General features: G+C 72.3%; 15 protein-coding genes. 7 read left to right on the top strand and 8 right to left on the bottom strand.

The genetic code is table 11. The annotated features are described in order from the left end of the window. Position 1 precedes the first annotated feature (1 nt). Genes ftsX through rhlB form a run of 3 tightly spaced genes read right to left on the bottom strand, consistent with a single transcriptional unit; the run spans position 2 to position 3,409 of the window. Positions 2 to 973, bottom strand: a complete 972-nt coding sequence (ftsX, locus tag K311_RS0110220; protein ID WP_043797532.1) for a permease-like cell division protein FtsX — start codon at positions 971 to 973, stop codon at positions 2 to 4. Continuing rightward, positions 970 to 1,656, bottom strand: a complete 687-nt coding sequence (gene ftsE, locus K311_RS0110215; RefSeq protein WP_026817233.1) for a cell division ATP-binding protein FtsE — start codon at positions 1,654 to 1,656, stop codon at positions 970 to 972. The genes ftsX and ftsE overlap by 4 nt, the downstream gene beginning before the upstream one ends. Before the next feature lie 16 nt (positions 1,657 to 1,672). After that, entirely contained in the window at positions 1,673 to 3,409 is a 1,737-nt protein-coding gene (gene rhlB / locus K311_RS0110210; protein WP_026817232.1) for an ATP-dependent RNA helicase RhlB, read from the bottom strand. Between the two features lie 178 nt (positions 3,410 to 3,587). On the opposite strand from rhlB, the gene trxA reads away from it, so the two are divergent. From trxA to K311_RS0110185, 5 genes are all read left to right on the top strand, one after another. Beyond that, the gene (trxA, locus tag K311_RS0110205; RefSeq protein WP_026817231.1) at positions 3,588 to 3,923 is read left to right on the top strand and encodes a thioredoxin; all 336 of its coding nucleotides are present in this window, start codon (positions 3,588 to 3,590) and stop codon (positions 3,921 to 3,923) included. 130 nt (positions 3,924 to 4,053) lie between these two features. Continuing rightward, positions 4,054 to 5,847, top strand: a complete 1,794-nt coding sequence (gene rho / locus K311_RS0110200) for a transcription termination factor Rho (RefSeq protein WP_026817230.1) — start codon at positions 4,054 to 4,056, stop codon at positions 5,845 to 5,847. Between the two features lie 202 nt (positions 5,848 to 6,049). After that, positions 6,050 to 7,291 (top strand): efflux RND transporter periplasmic adaptor subunit, encoded by a 1,242-nt coding sequence (locus K311_RS0110195; protein ID WP_026817229.1) that lies wholly within the window; start codon positions 6,050 to 6,052, stop codon positions 7,289 to 7,291. A 4-nt stretch (positions 7,292 to 7,295) separates the two neighbouring features. Further along, positions 7,296 to 8,498: an ABC transporter permease gene (locus K311_RS0110190; RefSeq protein WP_026817228.1), complete on the top strand. Its 1,203-nt coding sequence runs from the start codon at positions 7,296 to 7,298 to the stop codon at positions 8,496 to 8,498. Beyond that, positions 8,491 to 9,222, top strand: a complete 732-nt coding sequence (locus K311_RS0110185; protein WP_026817227.1) for an ABC transporter ATP-binding protein — start codon at positions 8,491 to 8,493, stop codon at positions 9,220 to 9,222. Before K311_RS0110190 ends, K311_RS0110185 begins: the two co-directional genes overlap by 8 nt. Positions 9,223 to 9,230: 8 nt before the next feature. On the opposite strand, the gene K311_RS0110180 is transcribed toward K311_RS0110185, so the two are convergent. The 3 genes from K311_RS0110180 to K311_RS0110170 all read right to left on the bottom strand — a co-directional run bounded on the left by K311_RS0110180 (position 9,231) and on the right by K311_RS0110170 (position 13,594). Continuing rightward, positions 9,231 to 9,974, bottom strand: a complete 744-nt coding sequence (locus K311_RS0110180) for a hypothetical protein (RefSeq protein WP_026817226.1) — start codon at positions 9,972 to 9,974, stop codon at positions 9,231 to 9,233. 79 nt (positions 9,975 to 10,053) lie between these two features. Beyond that, a complete protein-coding gene (locus K311_RS0110175; RefSeq protein ID WP_026817225.1) occupies positions 10,054 to 13,347 on the bottom strand; it encodes an ankyrin repeat domain-containing protein in 3,294 nt (1,097 codons plus the stop codon). Continuing rightward, positions 13,340 to 13,594, bottom strand: a complete 255-nt coding sequence (locus K311_RS0110170; protein ID WP_026817224.1) for a YcgL domain-containing protein — start codon at positions 13,592 to 13,594, stop codon at positions 13,340 to 13,342. The genes K311_RS0110175 and K311_RS0110170 overlap by 8 nt, the downstream gene beginning before the upstream one ends. Before the next feature lie 135 nt (positions 13,595 to 13,729). Here K311_RS0110170 and K311_RS0110165 point away from each other — a divergent pair, with 135 nt between their 5' ends. After that, on the top strand, positions 13,730 to 16,090 hold the full coding sequence (locus K311_RS0110165; RefSeq protein ID WP_026817223.1) for a S9 family peptidase: 2,361 nt from the start codon (positions 13,730 to 13,732) through the stop codon (positions 16,088 to 16,090). A 151-nt stretch (positions 16,091 to 16,241) separates the two neighbouring features. Here the strand turns inward: K311_RS0110165 and K311_RS16435 are convergent, their stop codons facing one another. After that, entirely contained in the window at positions 16,242 to 17,204 is a 963-nt protein-coding gene (locus tag K311_RS16435) for a chorismate transformation FkbO/Hyg5 family protein (RefSeq protein ID WP_051239934.1), read from the bottom strand. Positions 17,205 to 17,270: 66 nt separating this feature from the next. Here K311_RS16435 and hemF point away from each other — a divergent pair, with 66 nt between their 5' ends. Next, on the top strand, positions 17,271 to 18,179 hold the full coding sequence (hemF, locus tag K311_RS0110155) for an oxygen-dependent coproporphyrinogen oxidase (protein WP_026817222.1): 909 nt from the start codon (positions 17,271 to 17,273) through the stop codon (positions 18,177 to 18,179). A 257-nt stretch (positions 18,180 to 18,436) separates the two neighbouring features. Here hemF and polA read toward each other — a convergent pair whose 3' ends face one another. Next, complete coding sequence (gene polA / locus K311_RS0110150) at positions 18,437 to 21,193, bottom strand: DNA polymerase I (protein WP_026817221.1); 2,757 nt, start codon at positions 21,191 to 21,193, stop codon at positions 18,437 to 18,439. Positions 21,194 to 21,227 lie beyond the last annotated feature (34 nt).

Below are 21,227 nucleotides of genomic sequence, written 5' to 3'. Positions count from 1 at the left end.
ATCACACGTCCGTGGGACGGGTCCGGCGTAGATGATGCCCTGTCGCGAGCCACGCGCCCAGCCACCCGATGCCGGCGGCCGCGACCAGCAGCAGGCCGCCACCCTGCCAGCCGGGTCCCTCGAGGGTGAAGCGGCTGCCGTAACTGGCGACCAGGGCCGCCAGCCGCGGCTGCAGGGCCTGGCCGGCGGCCGCCAGCAGACCGGCGGCGAACAGACCGGCGAGCAGCCCGTAGCAGGCGCCCAGATACAGGAACGGCCGGCGCACGAAGCCGTCGGTGGCGCCGAGGTGCTGCAGCACGCCGATCTCCTCGGCGCGGGCGGCGATGTCCAGGCGCACGGTATTGCCGACCACCAGCAGCACGCCGAGGCCGAGCAGTACCGCGATCACCTGCACCAGGCGTTCGCCGAAGCCGAGCCAGGCGCCGAGCCGCTGCCGCCAGACCGCATCGTGCTGCACGTATTCCACCTGCGGCATCAGCTGCAGCGCCTCCACCAGGGCGGCGCCGTCGTCGCGCGGCTGCACGACCAGCACCGCCGGCAGCGGGTTTTCGGCCAGCAGGTCGAGCGCGTCGCCGAGTTCGCTCATCGCCCGGAACTCGGCGAGCGCCTCCTCCGGCGTCTTCACCTTCACCTCGGCGACGTCGGGGCGCATCGTCAGGCCGCCGGCCAGCGAGCGGGCGGTGTGGGCGTCGATGTCGGGCTTCAGGAAGGCGCTGACCTCGCGCGACTCGGCGACGCTGCCGGAGAAGCGCTCGATGTTCGCCAGCGCCAGCCCCAGGCCGAGCGGCAGCGCCAGCGCCACCGCCATCACCCCGACCGTCAGCAGGGTCGCGAACGGCCGCCGCGCGAGCCGGCCCAGGCTCGACAGCAACGCATGCACATGCTGTTCGCGCCAGGCGCGCAGCCGGCGGCGGGTGGCCACGGTGCGGGTCGCCGCGGCGGCGGGTTTCGCCGGCACCTCGCGACGGCTCATGCGGCGAGGTCCTCGGGGGCGATGTCGTCGACGAGGCGGCCATGGTCGAGCACCAGCACCCGCCGGCGCATGCGCTTGACCAGCGCGAGGTCGTGACTGGCGATCATCACCGTCGTGCCGAGCGCCGGCAGCGAAGCGAACAGCTGCATGATCTCGGCCGCCAGTTGCGGGTCGAGGTTGCCGGTGGGTTCGTCGGCGACCAGCAGCTTCGGCTGCGCGACGATCGCGCGGGCGATGCCCACGCGCTGCTGTTCGCCGGTCGAAAGCTGCAGCGGCAGCGCCTTGCCGCGGTCACCCAGGCCGACCTGGTCGAGCACATGGCGCACCCGCTTGCCGACCTCGGCCGCCGGCGTGCCGGCGATCAGCAGCGGCAGCGCGACGTTGTCGAACACGGTGCGGTCGGTCAGCAGCCGGTGGTCCTGGAACACGACCCCGACCTGGCGCCGGTGCAGCGGCACCTTGCTGCCGCGCACCTTCGCGAGATTGCGTTCCTCGAACAGCACCGTGCCGCGGCTCGGCCGCTCGGACAGGTGCACCAGGCGCAGCAGGGTGCTCTTGCCGGCGCCGGAATGGCCGGTCACGAACAGCATCTCGCCGTCCTCGACGCGGAAGCTGACGTCGCTCAGCCCGGCGGCGACGCCGGGCCAGGTCTTGGAGACATTGTCGAAGCGAAGCAGGGACATGCGTCGCCGCGGGGGCTCAGTGGCCGGTCGGCGGGCTGCGCTTGACCAGCGAACGCAGCCCGGCCTTCAGGCGGCCGAGCAGCGAAGGCTTGCCGGATGCCGGTGCGGACGGCGGCGCCGTGCTGGCCGCCGACGGCTTCGACTCGGCGGCCCGCGGCGTGCCGTTCTCGCCAGCCTCGGCGCCCTCGACCGGACGGCCGCGGCGACGCCGGCGGCGCTTGCGCGGCGGCGCCGACGGATCGGCCGACAGCGGTGCCGATGGCTGCGGACGCTGGGCGGGGCGCTCGGCGCCCTCGGCCACCGGCGTTTCCACCGCCGGCGCGTCCGAGGCTGCCGCGGCCGGGCGCGGACGCCGCTCGCCGCGACCGCGGCCCTCGCCACGGGCGCCGTCGCCACGGCCACCCTCGCCGCGCGGACCGCGGCTGCCGCTACGGCCGCCACCACCGCCACCACCGCGCGGCGCACGGCCGCGCTTCTCGTCCTCGGCGGCGCGCGCCTCGCGGACCTCGCGGTAGATCGCGCCGATGCTCTCGCCGTCGTCCTCGCCCTCGACCTTCGGCCGCGGTGCGCGCGGCACCGGCACCAGCAGTTCGGGATCGACCGGCGCGGTCGGCAGCTTCTGTTCGATGTAGGCCTCGATGTCGGGCAAGGACATCGCATAGCGCTCGCAGGCGAAGCTGATCGCGTCGCCTTCGGCGCCCAGGCGCGCCGTGCGGCCGATGCGGTGCACGTAGTCCTCGGCGTCGAACGGCAGGTCGTAGTTGTAGACGTGGCTGACACCGTCGATGTGCAGGCCGCGGGCGGCGACGTCGGTGGCGACCAGGATGTCGAGCTGGCCCTTCTGGAAGCGGCCGAGCAGCGACTCGCGCTTCTTCTGCGGCACGTCGCCGGACAGCACGCCGACGCGGAAACCGGCCTTCTCGAGCGCGCGCGCGACGCGCTCGACCCAGACCTTGGTGTTCACGAACACCATCGTGCGATGGCCTTCCGAACGCGTCAGCAGGCCGATCAGCAGCGGGATCTTCTCCTCGTCGGCCGGGAAGTAGACGAGCTGGCGCACCTTCGCGGCGGTGATCGTCTCGGTCTCGACGACGAGCTTCTCGGGCTCGTTCATGTGCTCGTAGGCGAGCTCGAGCACGCGGTGGCTCAGCGTCGCCGAGAACAGCAGGGTCTGGCGTTCGGTGCGGATCGGCATGCGCCGCAGCAGGAAGCGGATGTCCTTGATGAAGCCGAGGTCGAACATGCGGTCGGCCTCGTCGAGCACGCAGACTTCGCAGGCGTGCAGCGAGACGACCTTGTGCTGCTTCACGTAGTCGATCAGCCGGCCCGGCGTGGCGATGATCACGTCGACGCCCTGCTGCAGCAGTTCGCGCTGCTTGTCGTAGTCGACGCCACCGTAGACGAGGGCGAAGCGCAGGCCGAGATCGGCACCGAACTTCACCGCGTCCTTGTGGATCTGGATGGCCAGCTCGCGGGTCGGGGCGAGGATGAGCGCGCGCGGATCCTCGGGCTTGCGCTCGGCGAGGGCCGGACGGGTCAGCAGCCGGTTCATCAGCGCGACGAGGAAGGCGAGGGTCTTGCCGGTGCCGGTCTGTGCCTGGCCGGCGACGTCGCGGCCCTGCAGGGCGATCGGCAGGGTCAGGGCCTGGATCGGGGTGCAGCGGGTGAAGCCGGCGGCTTCGAGCCCGGCGAGCAGGGCGGGATGCAGCGCGAAGCTGGAAAAGGAGATGTCGGTCAGCGGCTTGTCGGACATTCGGGTCTCTTGGTTGCGCGGGCTTCGCGCTTGCGCGGCCGGTCCGGAGAAACGCACACTGCGTTCACGATCCTGGGATGCCGCTGGCGGTTGAATGATTTCGGAAAGCGCCCCAGTTTACCCCAGTAACGGCGGCCGGGGCCGGCCGCATCCCCCAAGAAAATCAGGAGTTTGACGCATGAGCGAGTTGGTGCTTCATGTGGGCGACGCCGACTTCGCAGCGCAGGTGCTCGAGTCGTCGACCCCGGTGCTGGTCGATTTCTGGGCGCCCTGGTGCGCCCCGTGCAAGGCCATCGGCCCGATCGTCGACGAGCTGGCGAAGAGCTACGCCGGCCGTGCCAGGGTGGTGAAGGTCGACCTCGACCAGAATCCGCAGGTGGCCCGCCAGTTCCAGATCCGCAACCTGCCGACCCTGCTGCTCTTCAAGGGCGGCAAGGTCGAGGCGACCCAGGTCGGCGTGCCGGGCAACATCCGCGCGCTGCTGACCCAGATGCTCGACAAGGCCGTCGCCTGAATGTTTCCCGCGGGCCGCGGCTTGTCGCCGCGGCCCTGCCGGTGATAGCGTTGCCACGTCGGACGCCGCTCGCGTCCACCCTCTGTACTCCCCCCTTCTCCCACACGCTCGCGTTCGCGAGGTGAATTCCGTGTCCGAAAACAGCAACGACTCCGGCGCCCCCGCCGAGAAGCGCCCGCGTCGCACGCGCGCGGCCGCCAATCCCGAATCCGCCGCTGCGGCCGCCACTCCGGCGGTCGAGAGCGCACCGGCACCCGCGCCCGCGGCCGCCCCGGCGAAGGCCGAGGCGCCCGAGCCGCGGCCGGCCGCCGAGCGCGGTGGCGATACGCCCGCCGGCGAGCGCCGCGAAGCCGCGCCCGAGCGCAGCGACGGCGGCGGCGCGACCGGCGGCGACGCCCAGGGCGCCTCCGGCGGCAGCCGCGACGGTGACGAAGGTGGCCAGGGCCAGGGCCCGGGTCAGGGTGGCCAGGGGCAGAACCCGCAGGGCTTCCGCGAAGGTGGCGGCCGCCGCAACCGCCGTGACCGCTTCCGTGACAAGCGCGACCGTTTCCGCGACCGCGAACGCGGTGGCGACGGCGAGTTCGAAGGCAATGGCCAGGGCGGCCAGGGCAATGGCGGCGGCAACGACCGCCCGCCGCCGCAGCTGCCGCCCGACTTCCCGGTCTACAGCCTCAACGACCTGAAGCGGATGCCCACGTACAAGCTGCTCGAGATCGCCGAGAAGCTGGGCCTGCACGAAGGCGTCGCGCGCATGCGCAAGCAGGACGTCACCTTCGCGCTGCTGAAGATCCTGACCCGCCACCCGCAAGGCGTCGCCGGCGACGGCGTGCTCGAGATCCTGCCGGACGGCTACGGCTTCCTGCGCAGCGACGACGCCAGCTATCTCGCCGGCCCGGACGATGTCTACATCTCGCCGAGCCAGATCCGCCGCTTCAACCTGCGTACCGGCGACGAGATCTCCGGCCGCATCCGCAGCCCGAAGGACGGCGAGCGCTACGTCGCGCTGAACATCGTCGACACCATCAACGGCGAACCGCCGGAGGCGTCGAAGGGCAAGGTGCTGTTCGAGAACCTGACGCCGCTGTTCCCGCGCGAGCGCTTCCGCCTCGAGCGCGGCAACGGTTCGTCGGAAGACATCACCGGCCGCGTGATGGACCTGATGTCGCCGATCGGCAAGGGCCAGCGCGCGCTGATCGTGTCGCCGCCGAAGGCCGGCAAGACGATGCTGATGCAGAACGTCGCCCAGGCCATCCTGCACAACCATCCGGACGTGCACCTGATCGTGCTGCTGATCGACGAACGCCCCGAGGAAGTGACCGAGATGCAGCGCAGCGTGCGCGGCGAGGTCATTTCGTCCACGTTCGACGAGCCGGCCGCGCGCCACGTCCAGGTCGCCGAGATGGTGATCGAGCGCGCCAAGCGCCTGGTCGAGCACAAGAAGGACGTGGTGATCATGCTCGACTCGATCACCCGCCTCGCCCGCGCCTACAACACCGTCGTGCCGAGCTCCGGCAAGGTGCTGACCGGTGGTGTCGACGCCAATGCGCTGCACCGCCCGAAGCGCTTCTTCGGCGCCGCGCGCAACGTCGAGGAAGGCGGCTCGCTGACCATCATCGCCACCGCGCTGGTTGAAACCGGCTCGAAGATGGACGAGGTGATCTACGAGGAGTTCAAGGGCACCGGCAACAGCGAAGTGCACCTGGACCGCCGCATCGCCGAGAAGCGCGTCTACCCGGCGATCAACATCAACCGCTCCGGCACGCGCCGCGAAGAGTTGCTGATCGAGCCGGACATGCTGCAGAAGATCTGGATCCTGCGGAAGCTGCTGCACCCGATGGACGAGCTGGCGGCGATGGAATTCCTGCTCGACAAGATGAAGAACACCAAGTCCAACGACGAGTTCTTCCAGTCGATGAAGCGCTGAGCGCTTCATCGACCTCTGTAGGAGCGGCTTCAGCCGCGATACTCCACCCGCGCTGCCCCACCCGCGATGCAAGAAGGCCCCGCCCGCGGGGCCTTCCCCGTTTCCGGGCCTCTCGCAGCCATCCCATTGCGTCCCGCCCGGCTTCATCGACCACCCACCCCATCCCGCGCGATGATCGGCCGTCCCCCTCGCCGACCCGCCCATGCCCCGTTTCCGACTCCGCCGCTGGCAACTCGCCGCGGCCGTACTCGCCCTGCTGCTGATCACCGCCTGGCTGTTCGCGAAAGCGCGCGGCCCCGAGCTCCCGGGCTATACCGTCGAAGCCGGCCCGGTGGTGCAGACGGTGGTCGCCACCGGCCGCGTCGCGGCGCCGTCGCGGGTGCAGGTCGGCGCCGAGATCGCCGGCCTGGTGGTCGCCCGCCATGTGATGGAAGGCGACCGCGTCGCCCCCGGCGACCTGCTGGTCGAACTGCGCGCCCAGGACCTGCAGGCCCAGCGCGACGAAGCCGCCGCGGCGCTCGCCGCCCTGCGCGAGGCCGAACTGCCCGATGCCCGCGCCCGGCTGCGCGAGGCCCGCGCCCGCCTTGCCCAGGCCGAACGCGAACTGGCGCGCCGCCGCGAACTCGGCGAACGCCAGCTGGTGACCCGCGAACAGATAGAACAGGCGGTGCAGGCCGAAATCGCCGCCCGCGCCGCCGCCGAACAGGCGCAACTCGCGGTGGAAGCGCTCGCCGGCGGCGCCCGCGAGACGCAGGCGCGCGAACGCCTCGCCGCCGCCGAGGCCGCACTCGCCCGCGCCGAGGTCCGCGCGACCGTCGCCGGCACCGTGCTGACCCGCGGCGTCGAACCCGGCGACATCGTGCGCGCCGGCGATGTGCTGTTCGAGATCGCCCGCGACGACCCGGGCGAGCTGCGCATTCCGCTCGACGAGAAGAATCTCGCCCGCATCGCCGTCGGCCAGCCCGCGACCGGCATCGCCGATGCTTTCCCCGACCGTCCCTTCGCCGCGACCGTGCACCACATCGCCCCGGCGGTCGACCCTAGCCGCGGCACCGTCGACGTGCGCCTGCGCTTCGGCAACGAGGTCGATTTCCTGCGCCAGGACATGACGGTCACCGCGACGATCACCACCGGCGAAGCCGCCGATGCGCTGGTGGTGCCGGACGACGCCCTGCTCGAGGTCGACGAAGGCCGCGGCACCGCCCTCGTGTTGCGCGTGCGCGACGGGCGCGTGCAGCGGGTGCCGGTGAAACTCGGCCTGCGCGGGCTGGCGATGAGCGAGGTGCGCGAAGGCCTGCAGGCCGGCGACCGCGTGCTCGCCGCGACCGCGCTGGCCCGCGACGCGTTGCCGGCGGAAGGCGACCGCGTGCGCATCGACGAACAGCCGGCCCCGAAGACCGGCGCCGACCGCAGCCGCGGCGAACTGCCCGTGCAGCTCGACTGAGCGCATGTGGATCGAGACCACCCTCGCGCTGCGCTTCCTGCGCCAGGGCAAGGCGCAGACCACGCTGATCCTGGTCGGCATCGCCGTCGGCGTCGCGGTGATCGTGTTCGTCACCGCGCTGATCAGCGGCCTGCAGGCCAACATCATCGCGCGCACGCTCGGCACCCAGGCGCATGTGCGCGTCGAGGCGCCGCGCGAGCTCAACCGCATCGCGCCGGCCCCGGACGGCGTGCGCCGTCTCGTGCTCGAGGACCCGCGCGCGCAGGCCTTGCGGCCGATCGACGACTGGCCGCAGGTGCTGGCGGTGCTCGATGCCCTGCCCGGCGTCACCGCCGCGTCGCCGGTGGTGTCCGGCCCCGCCTTCGGCCGCCGCGGCGAGGCGGTGCAGTCGGTCGCGCTGATCGGCATGGAGCCGGCGCGCTACCTGCGGGTCATTCCGCTCGACCAGAACATGCTGGAGGGCCGGTTGAGCGTCGGTTCCGGCGATGCGGTGATCGGCCGCCAGCTCGCCGAGGACCTCGGCCTGCGCGTCGGCGGCAAGCTGCGCCTGGATGCCGGTGACGGCCGCGAGGCGATCGTCAACGTCGCCGGCATCTTCGCCTTCGGCGTGCGCGAACTCGATGCGCGCTATGTCTACGTCGACCTCAAGCAGGCGCAGTCGCTGCTCGGGCTGCCCGGCGGGGTGACCCTGATCGACGTCACCGTCGCCGAGCTGTTCGCCGCCGATCGCGTCGCCGCGCGCATCGGTGGGCTGACCGGCCTGCGCGCCGAAAGCTGGATGGAAACCAATGCGCAGCTGATGAATGCGATCCGCTCGCAGAGCCTGTCGACGCGGATGATCAGCGCCTTCGTCGCGCTGTCGGTCGCGCTCGGCATCGCCAGCGTGCTGGCCGTGAGCGTCGTGCAGCGCACGCGCGAGATCGGCATCCTGCGCGCGATGGGCACGCGCCGGCGGCAGATGCTTTCGGTGTTCCTGGTGCAGGGTGCGGTGCTCGGCCTGATCGGCTCGGCGCTCGGCGCCTTCGGCGGCTGGCTGCTGGTCGCGGCCTTCAACACCTTCGGGCCGAAGCTCTTCTTCATCCCGATGCCGCCGAGCCTGGTGCCGGCGGCGATGGCGCTGGCGACGGTCGCCGGCGTCGTGGCCGCGGCGGTCCCGGCCTCGCGCGCCTCGCGCCTGGACCCGGTGGAGGCGATCCGCCATGCCTGAGATCCGCGAGGTGATGCGGCTCGAGCAGCTGCGCAAGTCCTACAACATCGGCAAACCGAACGAGGTCGAGGTGCTGCACGGCATCGACCTGCGCCTGGACAGCGCCGACTTCGCCGCCCTCGTCGGGCCGTCCGGCTCCGGCAAGAGCACGCTGCTGAACCTGATCGGCCTGCTCGACTCGCCGACCGCCGGCGAGCTCTGGCTCGACGGCCAGCCGACCCACACGATGGACGACGAGGGCCGCACCGCGCTGCGCGGCCGCCACCTCGGCTTCGTGTTCCAGTTCCACCACCTGATCGGCGCCTTCAGCGCGCTCGAGAACGTGCTGATGCCGGTGATGGTCGCGCGCGGCAAACCCGAGCGCGAGACCGTCGACTTCGCCCGCTCGCTGCTCGCCGACGTGGGCCTGGAGAAGTTCGCCGACCGCCGCCCCGACCAGCTTTCCGGCGGCCAGCAGCAGCGGGTCGCGATCGTGCGCGCGCTGGTGACGCGACCTTCGCTGCTGCTCGCCGACGAGCCCACCGGCAACCTCGACACGAAAACCGCCGCCGACGTGTTCGAACTGCTGCGCCGCTTCAACCGCCAGTTCGGCTGCGCGGTGCTGGTGGTGACCCACGACCCCCGCCTGGCGGACACCTGCGACCGCACCATCACGCTCGTCGACGGCAGGATCGTGTCCGACGAGCGCCGCGGCGGCACCGCCGGCGGCGACCGGCCGGGCTGAGCCCGTCCTCAGCCGCCGCCGTCCAGCCCGGGTACGCCCTCCAGCTCGGACTGGAGGCGCAGCTTCGACGGCGCGGCGCCGTCCGCCGACAGCAGTTCCGGCTGGTACCGCGCGCGCGTCGCCAGCACCCACGGATCGGGTTCGTAGGCGACTGGGTACATGCGCTCCCACAGATCGCCGCTCCCGACGATGAAACGCACCGGGACCCGCACGAATCCGTCGGCGTAGCCGGGCAACTGCCAGCGCTTCGCGGCCCGTTCGGCGGCGCGCGCGAAGCGGTTCGCCATCCGTTCGGCGCGGTTGCCCAGGTCGGCCCGAAGCAGCGTCACGGTGTCGGCGTGGACAGCCAGGACCTTTCCCTCGGCGTCGGTCTGGACCAGCAGCATCACCTCCGCCCCGGCTTCGGCGCGCAGCGCTTCCTCCGGATAGTTCGGCGGCCTCAGTCCTGCGCTCCGGCGGCCCGGCTCGCCGCCCGCCGACGTCGGCGGATCCAGGAATATGACGTGCCGGATCCCGAAGCTCGCCCGGTCGCGCGCGAGGTCGCGCGCCGCGACCAGCGAAAGTTGCATATGGGCGACGGCGCGCACCGGCCGCCCGTCCTCGGTCACCGGCTCGAAACGCCATCCGCGCACCACGTTCTCGTAACCCGCGATGACCTCGGCGCCGAGCCGTTCGGCACCGTCGAGCGAGACGTCCACAACGCTGCCGTCGACGTCGACCGTGATGCGACCGGTCGTCTGCGTCGGCGGCACCAGTGTGTCCGAAACGGAGGTCGACAGGTACGGACGCTCGTCGGCAGGACCGGCGGTCCGGACCGCGACAGCGGCGATGTCAGCTGCCGGGCTCGCGCAGGAAGCGCGCCAGCGACGGCGACGCGCGCGCCGGCTCGAACTCCGCGGCGACGTCGACGAAACCGCGCAGCACCGCGATGTCGTGCGGCGTGCGCCCCAGCGAATCGCGCGCTTGCCGGTTGCAGCCTTCGCGCAGCAGGCGCTGCACGACGCGGGCGAGGCCGTGCATCGCCGCCAGGTGCAGCGGACCGAAGCCGCGCGGGTCGCGTGCCTCGAGGTCCACGCCTTCGCCGACCAGGCGGTCGAGCACGGCCAGCAGCACGTCCTCGTCGCAGGCGGTGCCCGGCTCGGCGCGGGCGCCGAGCAGCAGCAGCAGCGGCGTCTGCCCGGCTTCGTTGCCGGTGTCGGCGTCGACGTCGGCCATCAGCAGCACGTCGAACAGGGCGAGCACGCGCTGGCGGTCGCGCGACGAGAACGCGTGCAGCGCGGCGCAGTGCAGCGCGCCGAGCCCCTGGGCGTCGCGCGCATGCGGGTCGGCGCCGTGCGCGAGCAGGCGCGAGATCAGTTCCGGCTGGCCGAGCGCGGCCGCCAGCATCAGCGGCGTCACCTCGCCGGGCAGCGCCTGGTCGGCGCGGGCGCCGGCGCGCAGCAGGCGGTCGACGACGCCGACATGGCGCATGCTGATCGCCGCCGACAGCGGGGTCGCGCCGGTGCGCGCGGCGATCGCGGTGTCGGCGCCGTGTTCGAGCAGCAGCGCGACGACCACGTCGTGGCCACCGCCGGCGGCGCGCAGCAGGGCCGTGCAGCCCTGGGCGTCGACGCCGTTCACCGGCAGTCCGAGTTCGAGCAGGCGCAGCACCGCGTCGGCGTCGCCGGCCATCGCCGCCGACGGCAGGTCGGACGCCTGCAGCGCCCGTCCCGGCAACTGCCAGTGCCGCCATTCCAGCCAGTGCGAGAGTTCGCGGCGGTCGGCGACCAGTGCCAGGCCCAGCGGCGTCTGCCCGTCGGGCGCCGTCAGCGCCGGCGAGGCGCCGTGGCGGATCAGCACCCGCAGCGCGCCTTCGCGGCCGAGGCTGGCGGCGGCGTGCAGCGGCGTATGGCCGCGGCCGTCGCGGGCGTTCGGGTCGGCGCCGCCGGCGAGCAGGGCCTCGGCCAGGCGCAGCCAGCCGAGCCGGATCGCCAGCCCGAGTGGCGGATCGCCGGCATCGGCGCCGAAGGCGTCGGCGCCGCGTTCGAGCAGCGCCAGCGCCAGCTGCTCGTGACCACGCGTGGTGTGTTCGCCGGTCAGACAGGCCTGCAGCCAGCGCGCGAGCCCGCCGCGGCCACCGACCGGCACCGCGTGCTCGAGCATCCGCTGCAGCGCCGGCGCGGCGCTGCCGCCGCGTGCGAGCAGGTGGAACAGCGCGCCGTGCTGGCCGTCGACCGGCACCTCGGCGCTGGCGCCATGGCGCAGCAGCCAGTCGACGAGCTCGAGGCGACCGTCACCGGCGAAATCGAGCAGCAGCGCCGCCAGCGCGACCGGCTCCGGGCCGGCGCCATGGCGCAGCATCGCGTCGGCCGATTCCAGGCTGCCGCTGACCAGCGCCTCGCGCAGCAGTTCCTTCGGCGACTTTTCGAAGGGGCCCTGGGCCAGGCCTTCGGCGATGCTCGCCGGCAGCGGATAGTGCGGATCGAGCACCGCGACCAGCGGCCAGCGGCCGGCACCGAGGGCGTGCTCGAGCGCGCGGCGGCCGTCGGCGTCACGCAGTTCCGGATCGACGCCGATCGCCATCAGGTGGCGGACGAAGTCGGCGCCGGCGCCGCCCATCGTCGCCAGTACGAGGGCGCTGCGGCCGTGCGCGTCGACCGCGGCCACGTCCGGGCGCGCCTGCGCCAGCCGCGCCAGCGCCGCCGCGTGACCGCCGCGGGCGACTTCCAGCAGCGGCGTCATGCCGTCCTCGTCGCGGGCATTGCGGTCGGCGCCGGCGTCGAGCAGCTCGCCGACGATCTCGGCATTGCCGGCGGCGCAGGCGACCATCAGCGCGCTGCGGTGGCCGCGCCCGCGGCCGTCGACCTTGGCCTTGTGGCGCAGCAGCAGCTGCACGCCGGCGGCATCGTCGTCGCCGGCGGCGGCGGCGAGCAGGGCCGGCTGGCCGTCCTTCGGCTCCGGTTTGGCGCCGCGTTCGAGCAGGAAGCGCGCGAGCCGCCAGTTGCCCGCGGCGCAGGCGATGCCGAGCGGGCTGAAACCTTCGCCGTTCAGCGCGTCGAGCACGGCACCGGCATCGAGCAGCAGGGCCGCGACGGCGGCGTCGGTGCTGCGCGCGGCATGGTGCAACGGCGTATTGCCGTCGGCATCGGGATGGCGGGCATCGGCGCCGTTGGTCAGCAGGGTCATCACCGCTTCGGGGCGGCCGTGCCAGCTGTCCCGGGTGGCGACCAGCAGCGGCGTCAGGCCGCCGTGTTCGGCATTGAGGTCGACGCCGCGGGCGATCAGCTCGCGCAGCAGCCGCAGGTCGCCGAGCAGGGCGGCGAGCATCGGCAGCGTGCGCTGGTCGCGCTCGCCGGGCAGCGGTGCCGCCGCCGGATCGGCGCCCAGTTCGAGCGCGGCCAGGGCGGCATCGATGCGGCCGGCGCGGGCGGCCGCGTAGAGGCGGCTGTCGGGGTCGTCGTCGACCGCCACCGGCGCGACGGGCCGGCGGTCCGCCTCGTCGTCGCCGACGATCGGCAGCGCCGCCAGCGGCCGCGGCGCCGGCGGCCGCCCGCAGGCCTGCACCAGCAGGTGCACGCCGACCGTCAACGGCAGCAGCGCCAGCACCGCCGGCACCCGCCACGCCGCCGGCAGCAGGCCCGGCCACGCGATCGCGACGATCGCCACGAGCAGCAGGAAGCAGGCCAGCGCGACCACGAACCCCCGCCCGGCGTCCTGCGCCGTGGCGGTGCCGACCGCCGCCGTCAGGGCCTGCGGCGGCGCCCCCTCGCGCAGCGCCAGCGCGAAGGCCGGCCAGGCCCGCCACACGCACAGCAGCACGGCACCCGCGAGCGCGCTCAGGGCCAGCGCCGCCGCCAGCGATCCGGTCTCGCGCAGCGCCGCCAGCGGCCAGCCGACCGCCAGCGCCAGCAACGCCGCCGCGGCGAGCCACAGCCCGGCGCCGCCGAGGCTGCTGCGCAGGGTCAGGCGATCGGCCAGCGCCGGCGAGCGCAGGCCGCGCCAGCCGGCGAGTCCGGCGGCCCAGGCGGGCTGTGCCAGCAAGGCGGCGAATGTCGCGAAAGGCGACGGCGCCAGCAGCGACAGGGTCAGCGCGACGGCCGCGAGCAGCCAGGCCCAGAGCGGGATCGCGCGGCGGCCGTCAGCCATCGACCATCGGATCCGGCATCGTCGGCGGCACCTGCAGGTGGAAGCCGCGGTCGGTGAGATTGCGCCGCACCACCGCCGGATCGGCCTGGGCGAGGCGGCGGTCGGCGGTCAACGCGAACTCGAGCACGAATTCGAGCCGGCCCAGCGGTGCGAGCACCGGCTCGGGCACGGTCGAGAAATCGTCGCGCCGTGCGAGGTACAGATAGCTGCCCTGACGTCGCAGGGATTTGTAGACGAAAGCTTGCATGGGTCACCACGTCGGGCTGCGGCGATTATGCGGGCATTCGCCGCCGCCGGCCCAGCGCGGCGGGACCGCCGGCAGGGGCGATCGCGATCGCGGGCTTGCTAGGCTTGCCGGCCTTGCCCCTGCTCTGGAGCCGCCATGCGTCGTCATCCGCTCGCCTTCCGCCTCGCCCTCGTCCTGTCGCTGGGAATCGCGCTGCCGGCCGCGGCGGCCGGACCCGCGCTGACGCTCGACCAGGCGATGGCGCACCCGGACTGGATCGGGCCGCCGGTCGAGAACGCGTGGTGGTCGCTGGCCGGTGACACCGTCTACTTCACGCTCAAGCGCGAAGGCTCGCCGGTGCGCGACACCTGGCGGCTGGCGGTGACCGGCGGCGAGGCGACGAAGCTGGAGGCGGCCGACCTCGTCGGCATCGATGCGGCACGGCCGGTGCTCTCGACCGACGGCCGGCGCGCGCTGTTCGTGCGCAACGGCGACGTGTTCCTGCGCGAGGGCGGACGGCTGCAGCAGCTGACCCGCAGCGCCGAGGCCGAGGATGCGCCGCGCTTCGCCGCGAACGGCCGCGACGTGCTGTGGCGCCAGGGCAACGACTGGTATCGCTGGGTGGCCGGCAGCGGTCTGGTCGAGGCGGTGGCGATCGTGAAGGCGGAGAAGGATCCGAACGCGCCGCCGGCCGCCGATGCGCTGCGCGACCACCAGTTGCGCCTGAGCGCGGCACTGGCGCGCGAACGTGCGCAGCGCGATGAACTGCGCCGGCACGCCGAGGCGCTGCGTGCCGCCGACCCGACGCGGGCGCCGGCGCCGGTTTACCTCGGCGACGATGTCGTGATCGCCACCACCGCGCTTTCCCCGGACGGCCGCTGGCTGGTCGTCGTCACCGAAGCCAAGGGCGGCGAAACCGGCCGCGCCGGCAAGATGCCGCGCTACGTCACCGAGTCGGGTTACGAGGAAGTCGAGGACGTGCGCGTGCGCGTCGGCCGCAATCCGCCGAAGGGCCAGCAGCTGCGCCTGGTCGACCTGCAGGACGGCAGCGTGCGGCCGCTGGTCCTGGCCGCCCTGCCCGGGATCGCCACCGATCCGCTCGCCGACCTGCGTGCGGCGGCGAAGTTGCCGGCGCTCGAGGGCGAGCGGCCGGTGCGCATCGACGGTCTGCTGTGGAACGACGCCGGCACCGGTGTCGCGCTGATGGCGCGCGCGGTCGACAACAAGGATCGCTGGATCGCCACGGTCGACCTCGCCGGCGGCCGCCTGCAGCCGCAGCACCGGCTGACCGACCCGGGCTGGATCAACTGGAACTTCAACGATTTCGGCTGGCTGCCGGACGGCCGCACGCTGTGGTTCCTGTCCGAGCAGAGCGGCTGGTCGCACCTGTACACGCTGGCGCCGGGCGGGCGCGCGAAAGCGCTGACCTCCGGTCGCTGGGAGGCCTCGGAACCGGTGTGGACGGCCGACGGCAGCGCCGCCTACTTCCTGTGCAACCGCGCGTGGCCGGGCGACTACGAGGTGTGCACGGTGTCGCGCGACGGCGGCGACGTGCGCGAGGTCACGGCGCTCGACGGCGTCGAGTCCTTCGTGCTGTCGCCGGACCAGCAGCAGCTGCTCGTGCGCTGGTCGGCGCACCACACGCCGCCGCAGCTGGCGCTGCAGCCGGTCACCGGCGGCGCGGCGCGCGTGCTCACCGACACCCGCACGGCCGACTACCGCGCGCGCGAGTGGCTGGCGCCGGTCATGGTCGAAGTGCCGTCGACGCACGGCGCCGGCCGCATCCACGGCAAGCTCTACCGTCCGGAAACGCTCGAGCCCGGCCGCCGCTATCCGGTGGTGATGTTCGTGCACGGCGCCGGCTACCTGCAGAACGTCAGCCACCGCTTCCCGAACTATTTCCGCGAGCAGATGTTCCACCAGCTGCTGGTGGAGAACAGCTACCTCGTGCTCGACCTCGACTTCCGCGCCTCCGAGGGCTACGGCCGCGACTGGCGCACGGCGATCTACCGGCAGATGGGAAAGCCCGAGCTCGAGGACTACCTGGACGGCGTCGCGTACATGGTGCGCGAACACCAGGGCGACCCGGAGAACGTCGGCATCTACGGCGGCAGCTACGGCGGCTTCATGAGCCTGATCGCCCTGTTCCGCGCGCCGGAAACCTTCGCGGCCGGCGCCGCGCTGCGCCCGGTCACCGACTGGACGACCTACAACCACGAGTACACGTCGAACATCCTCAACACGCCGGATGTCGACCCGGAGGCGTTCCGCCTCTCCTCGCCGATCGAGTACGCGCAGAACCTGCAGGGCCACCTGCTGATCTCGCACGGCATGATCGACGACAACGTCTTCTACCAGGACTCGGTCCGCCTCGCGCAGCGCCTGATCGAGCTGAAGAAGGACCACTGGGAGCTCGCCAGCTATCCGCTGGAGCGCCACGGCTACCAGCATCCGGAGAGTTGGTACGACCAGTACCGCCGCATCTTCCAGCTCTTCGAGCGCAGCCTGAAGGACTGACCCGCCCCGGCACCCTGTAGGAGCGGCTTCAGCCGCGATGCTCCTGAAACCTTCACCGCTGAAGCCCATGTCTCGAAAGCATCGCGGCTGAAGCCGAGGCCTCGACAGCATCGCGGCTGAAGCCGCTCCTACGGGTGAACCAACGGATGGGTCAGGCGAAGACGCCTTCGAGTTCCACGTCGAGCTCGCGCCGGCAGACGTCGCCGCGCAGCCAGGCCACTCGCTCGAGCGGGATCCCGCTCGCCGCGAGCACGGCGCGGGCGGCGGCGAGGTCGCCCGGCCGACGCAGGTAGATGCGCAGCGCCCGGCAGCGCTCGAAGGCGAACGCGACCCCGGTGCGCGCCTTCGCCTCGTCCATCAGCGCGGCGAGGTTGCGCAGGCTCTCCTGCAGCTGCGCGCCGCAGTCCCCGAGGTGCTGCGACACGTGGCCGACGATGCTGGCGGTGCCTGAGACGAGCAGCTGCGGCATCTCGCCGTCGGCGTCGAGCACGGCGCCGCGGGAGAAGCCGGGCGCCACCGGCCCGTGTTCGCGCGGATAGCGCCAGGCCGGCGTCTGCCGCGGGTTCTCGAGCGCCACCGCCGGGGCGCGCGCGCACAGCGCGACCACCTGCAGGCGCCCGGGTTCGCCGTCGGTGCCGATCGCGGTCGCCGCCGGTGGCGGGTCGTTGAACATGCCGTCGACGCCGCGGGCACGGCCGACGCAGAAGCGGCGGTAGCGCTCGTCGTCGCCGTCGCCGCGGTTGATCGCCGCGAAGTAGTTCCAGATCCGCAGCAGGTAGGGATGCGCCGACGGTCGCACCGCGACCAGCAGGCGCTGGTAGGCGATCGCGGCGGCGGTCTCGATGTCGCCGTCGACCTCGTCGATCGCGACCGCGACCATCGCATAGCGGCTGCCGTGGGCCCAGGCGGCGCCGCTGGTCGCCGCGCTCTCGCCGATCCCGCCGGCGAACCAGGACTCGCGCCGCGGGCCGGCCAGCGGTGCGCAGGCGATCGTCAGCAGCGCGTCGTCACCGACGGCGGCGTCGGCGGTCGCGAAGCGGAACGGGATCAGCGCGGGGCCGCCGTCTTCGAGGGTGACCCGAAGGTCGTCGGCGGTCGATTCGGAAGGGTTCATCGGCGCGCGGATTATAGCGGCGAGGCGCCGGCTATCATGCGCGTCCGTTCACGCAGGACCCTCCCCATGAGCGATTTCGACGCCGTCCGCAGCTGGCTGCGTGGCCTGCAGGACCGCATCTGCGCCGCTTTCGAGGCGGTCGACGGCAGCCGGTTCATTGAGGACAGCTGGCAGCGCGCCGAAGGCGGCGGCGGCCGTTCCCGCGTGCTGAAGGAAGGTGCGGTGTTCGAGCAGGCCGGCGTCGGCTTCTCCGACGTCGCCGGCGCCACCCTGCCGGCCTCGGCGACCGCGCACCGGCCGGCGCTCGCCGGCGCGCCCTGGCGGGCCTGCGGCGTGTCGCTGGTGATCCACCCGCGCAACCCGCACGTGCCGACCTCGCACGCGAACGTGCGCTTCTTCGAGGCGCGCCCGGCCGATGCGGCGCCGATCTGGTGGTTCGGCGGCGGCTTCGACCTCACCCCGTTCTATCCGGTCGACGAGGACGTCGTGCACTGGCACACGGTCGCCCGCGACCTGTGCGCGCCCTTCGGCCCACAGCGCTATGCCGAGCACAAGGCCTGGTGCGACCGCTACTTCTTCCTGAAGCACCGCGACGAGGCACGCGGCGTCGGCGGCCTGTTCTACGACGACCTGCACGCCGACGGTTTCGAACGCAGCTTCGCCTATACGCGGGCGGTCGGCGACGGCTATCTCGACGCCTACCTGCCGATCGTGCAGCGCCGCCGTGACGACCCCTACGGCGAGCGCGAACGCGAGTTCCAGCTGTATCGCCGCGGGCGCTACGTCGAATTCAACCTGGTCTGGGACCGCGGGACGCTGTTCGGCCTGCAGAGTGGCGGCCGCACCGAGAGCATCCTGATGAGCCTGCCGCCGCGGGTGCGCTTCGAATACGGCTGGACGCCGGAGGCAGGAAGCGCCGAGGCGCGGCTGGCGGAGTACCTGAAGCCGCGGGACTGGCTGGTGGAACTCGGCTGAGCCGGAAGCCGCAAATAAAAACCCCGCGGGCCAGGGGAAGCCCGCGGGGTTAGGGGTGGAGACCGAGGTTGGGGAGAACCTGGCTCCTTTCGGATCCACTCAGGGGAGGGAGTGATCCTGCGTCGGACCTTGCATCCGACGCGCCTAGTAGACCCCCCGGCGGATGAGAAGTTCGTGAACGGGAGCGTTAAGAAAACATTGGATTCAGTTTTTGTTCACTTCGGTGATTTTCGCGGCAAAAACCGTGACTTACGTCACTAATGAGCCTCGTCCCAGTTGCTTCCGACGCCCGCATCGACGACCAGTGGAACACTCAGTGTGGCCGCTGATTCCATCCGACTGCGTACAGCGTCCACCAATGCCGGTACGAAAGCCTCGTCGCACTCGAAAACGAGTTCGTCGTGGACCTGCAGCAGCATCGCCGCCCGACCCTCCTGCAGGTCGAGCCAGTCCTGCACCGACACCATCGCCCGCTTGATGATGTCGGCCGCCGTGCCCTGCATCGGCGCGTTGATCGCCGCGCGCTCGGCGCCGGCCCGCTGGGCCTGGTTGCGCGAGTTGATCGCCTCGAGCTGCAGGCGGCGGCCGAACACCGTCTCGACGTAGCCGTTCTCGCGCGCCTGCTGGCGGATCCGCTCCATGAAGTCGCGCACGCCGGGATAGCGGCTGAAGTACATCGCGATGTAGTCCTGCGCCTCGCCCCGGGAGATGCCGAGGTTGCGGGCGAGACCGAAGGCGCTCATGCCGTACATCAGCCCGAAGTTGATCGCCTTCGCGGCGCTGCGCTGTTCGCGGGTGATGTCCGCCGGCGGAATGCCGAAGACCTCGGCGGCGGTCGCGCGGTGCACGTCCTGGCCGCCCTCGAAGGCGGCGATCAGGTTCGGGTCGCCGGACAGGTGGGCCATGATGCGCAGCTCGATCTGCGAGTAGTCGCAGGCCACCAGCTTTCGTCCCGGCGGTGCGATGAAGGCGGTGCGGATGCGGCGGCCGTCCTCGGTGCGGATCGGGATGTTCTGCAGGTTCGGATCGTTCGAGCTCAGGCGGCCGGTGGCGGCGCCGGCCTGGTGGTAGCTGGTGTGCACGCGGCCGGTGTCCGGATGGATCATCTCCGGCAGCTTGTCGGTATAGGTATTGCGCAGCTTCGCGAGGCCGCGGTACTCGAGGATCAGCCGCGGCAGCTCGTGCTGGTCGGCGATCGCCTCCAGCGCTTCCTCGTTGGTGGACGGCTGGCCGGTCGGCGTCTTCACCAGCGCCGGCAGCTTCAGCTCCTCGAACAGCAGCTGGCAGAGCTGTTTCGGCGAATCGAGGCTGAAGCTGCGGCCGGCGACCTCGTGCGCCTTCTGCTGCGCGGCGAGCATGCGCCGGCCGAGGTCGGCGCTCTGCCGGCGCAGTTCCTCGGCGTCGACCAGGATGCCGGTGGCCTCCATCCGCGCGAGCACCGGCACCAGCGGCATCTCGATGTCGCGGTACACCGCCTGCAACGCCGGCTCGGTCGCCAGCTTCGCCGACAGCACGCGGTGCAGGCGCAGGGTGATGTCGGCGTCCTCGGCGGCGTAACGGGTGGCGTCGTCCAGCGCGACCTGCGAGAACAGGATCTGTTTAGCGCCCTTGCCGGCGACGTCGGTGTACTTGACCGTGGTGTAGCCGAGGTATTTCGCCGCCAGCGAATCCATGTCGTGGCGCAGGCCGCCGGCATTCCAGACGAAGCTGGCGAGCATCGAGTCCTCGGCGTAGCCGCGCACGTCGATGCCGTGGCGGCGCAGCACGTGCAGGTCGTACTTGCCGTGCTGGCCGAGCTTGCGACGGTCGCCGTCCTCGAGGATCGGCCGCAGCGCCGCCAGCACCGCGGCGCGGTCGAGCTGTGCCGGTGCGCCGGGATAGTCGTGGCCGACCGGGATGTAGCAGGCCTCGCCCGGTTCGACCGCGAAGCTCAGCCCGACCAGATTCGCGCGCAGCGGGTCGAGCGAATCGGTTTCGGTGTCGAAGGCGACCAGTTCGGCCGCCTGCAGCTTCGCGATCCAACGCTGCAGGCCGGCCTCGTCGAGGATGCATTCGTAGCGGCCCGGTGCCGACAGCGACGGATCCGGCGGCGCATCGGCGTTCGCGGCGATCTTCGCGGCGCGCGCGGCGGCGGTGGCGCCGGCGGCGCCGCCGGGACCCGGGCCGCCGCCGTCGAGCTCGCGCAGCGCCGAGGTGAAGCCGTAGCGCGTGTACAGCTCGCGCAGCGCCTCGACGTGGCGCGGACGCAGCAGCAGCGATTCCGGCGTGTTCGCCAGCGGCACGTCGGTCTTGATCGTCACCAGCTCGCGGTTCAGCGGCAGGCGCCCGAGCGCCGCGCGCAGGTTCTCGCCGATCTTGCCGCCGATGTCGCCGGCCGCCGCGATCACCGCGTCGAGGTTGCCGTACTGCCCGAGCCATTTCGCCGCGGTCTTCGGCCCGCACTTCTCGACGCCGGGGACGTTGTCGACGCTGTCGCCCATCAGCGCCAGCAGGTCGATCACCTGGTCGGGACGCACGCCGAACTTCTCGAAAACGCCGGCCTCGTCGAGCACGGTGCCGGTCATCGTGTTCACCAGCGACAGGCCCGGCCGCACCAGCTGGGCGAAATCCTTGTCGCCGGTGGAAATCGTCACCTGCAGCCCATGGTCGAGCGCGCGCAGCGCCAGCGTGCCGATCACATCGTCGGCCTCGACGCCGGGCTCGCACAGGATCGGGAAACCGAGCGCCTCGACGATCCGCATCATCGGCTCGACCTGGGCGCGCAGGTCGTCGGGCATCGGCGGCCGGTTGGCCTTGTACTGCGGATAGAGCGCGTCGCGGAACGTCGGGCCGGAGGCGTCGATCACGAAAGCCGCGTATTGCGGCGCCGCCTTCAACTCCGCGCGCAGCATGTTCAGCACGCCGAACAGGGCTCCGGTCGGGCTGCCGTCGGGGGCGGTGAAGCCGGCGAACTGCGGCACGTAGAACGCGCGGTAGAGATAGGACGAACCGTCGATCAGGACGAGGCGGGACATGGGACGGACACCTGCGCGTACACGGACCGCGAGT

It is taken from the genome of Arenimonas composti TR7-09 = DSM 18010 (assembly GCF_000426365.1).
GTDB classification, from domain to species: Bacteria; Pseudomonadota; Gammaproteobacteria; order Xanthomonadales; family Xanthomonadaceae; genus Arenimonas; species Arenimonas composti.
The sequence above is the reverse complement of the archived record's forward strand: the minus strand, read 5'-3'. Positions and strand labels throughout refer to the sequence as shown.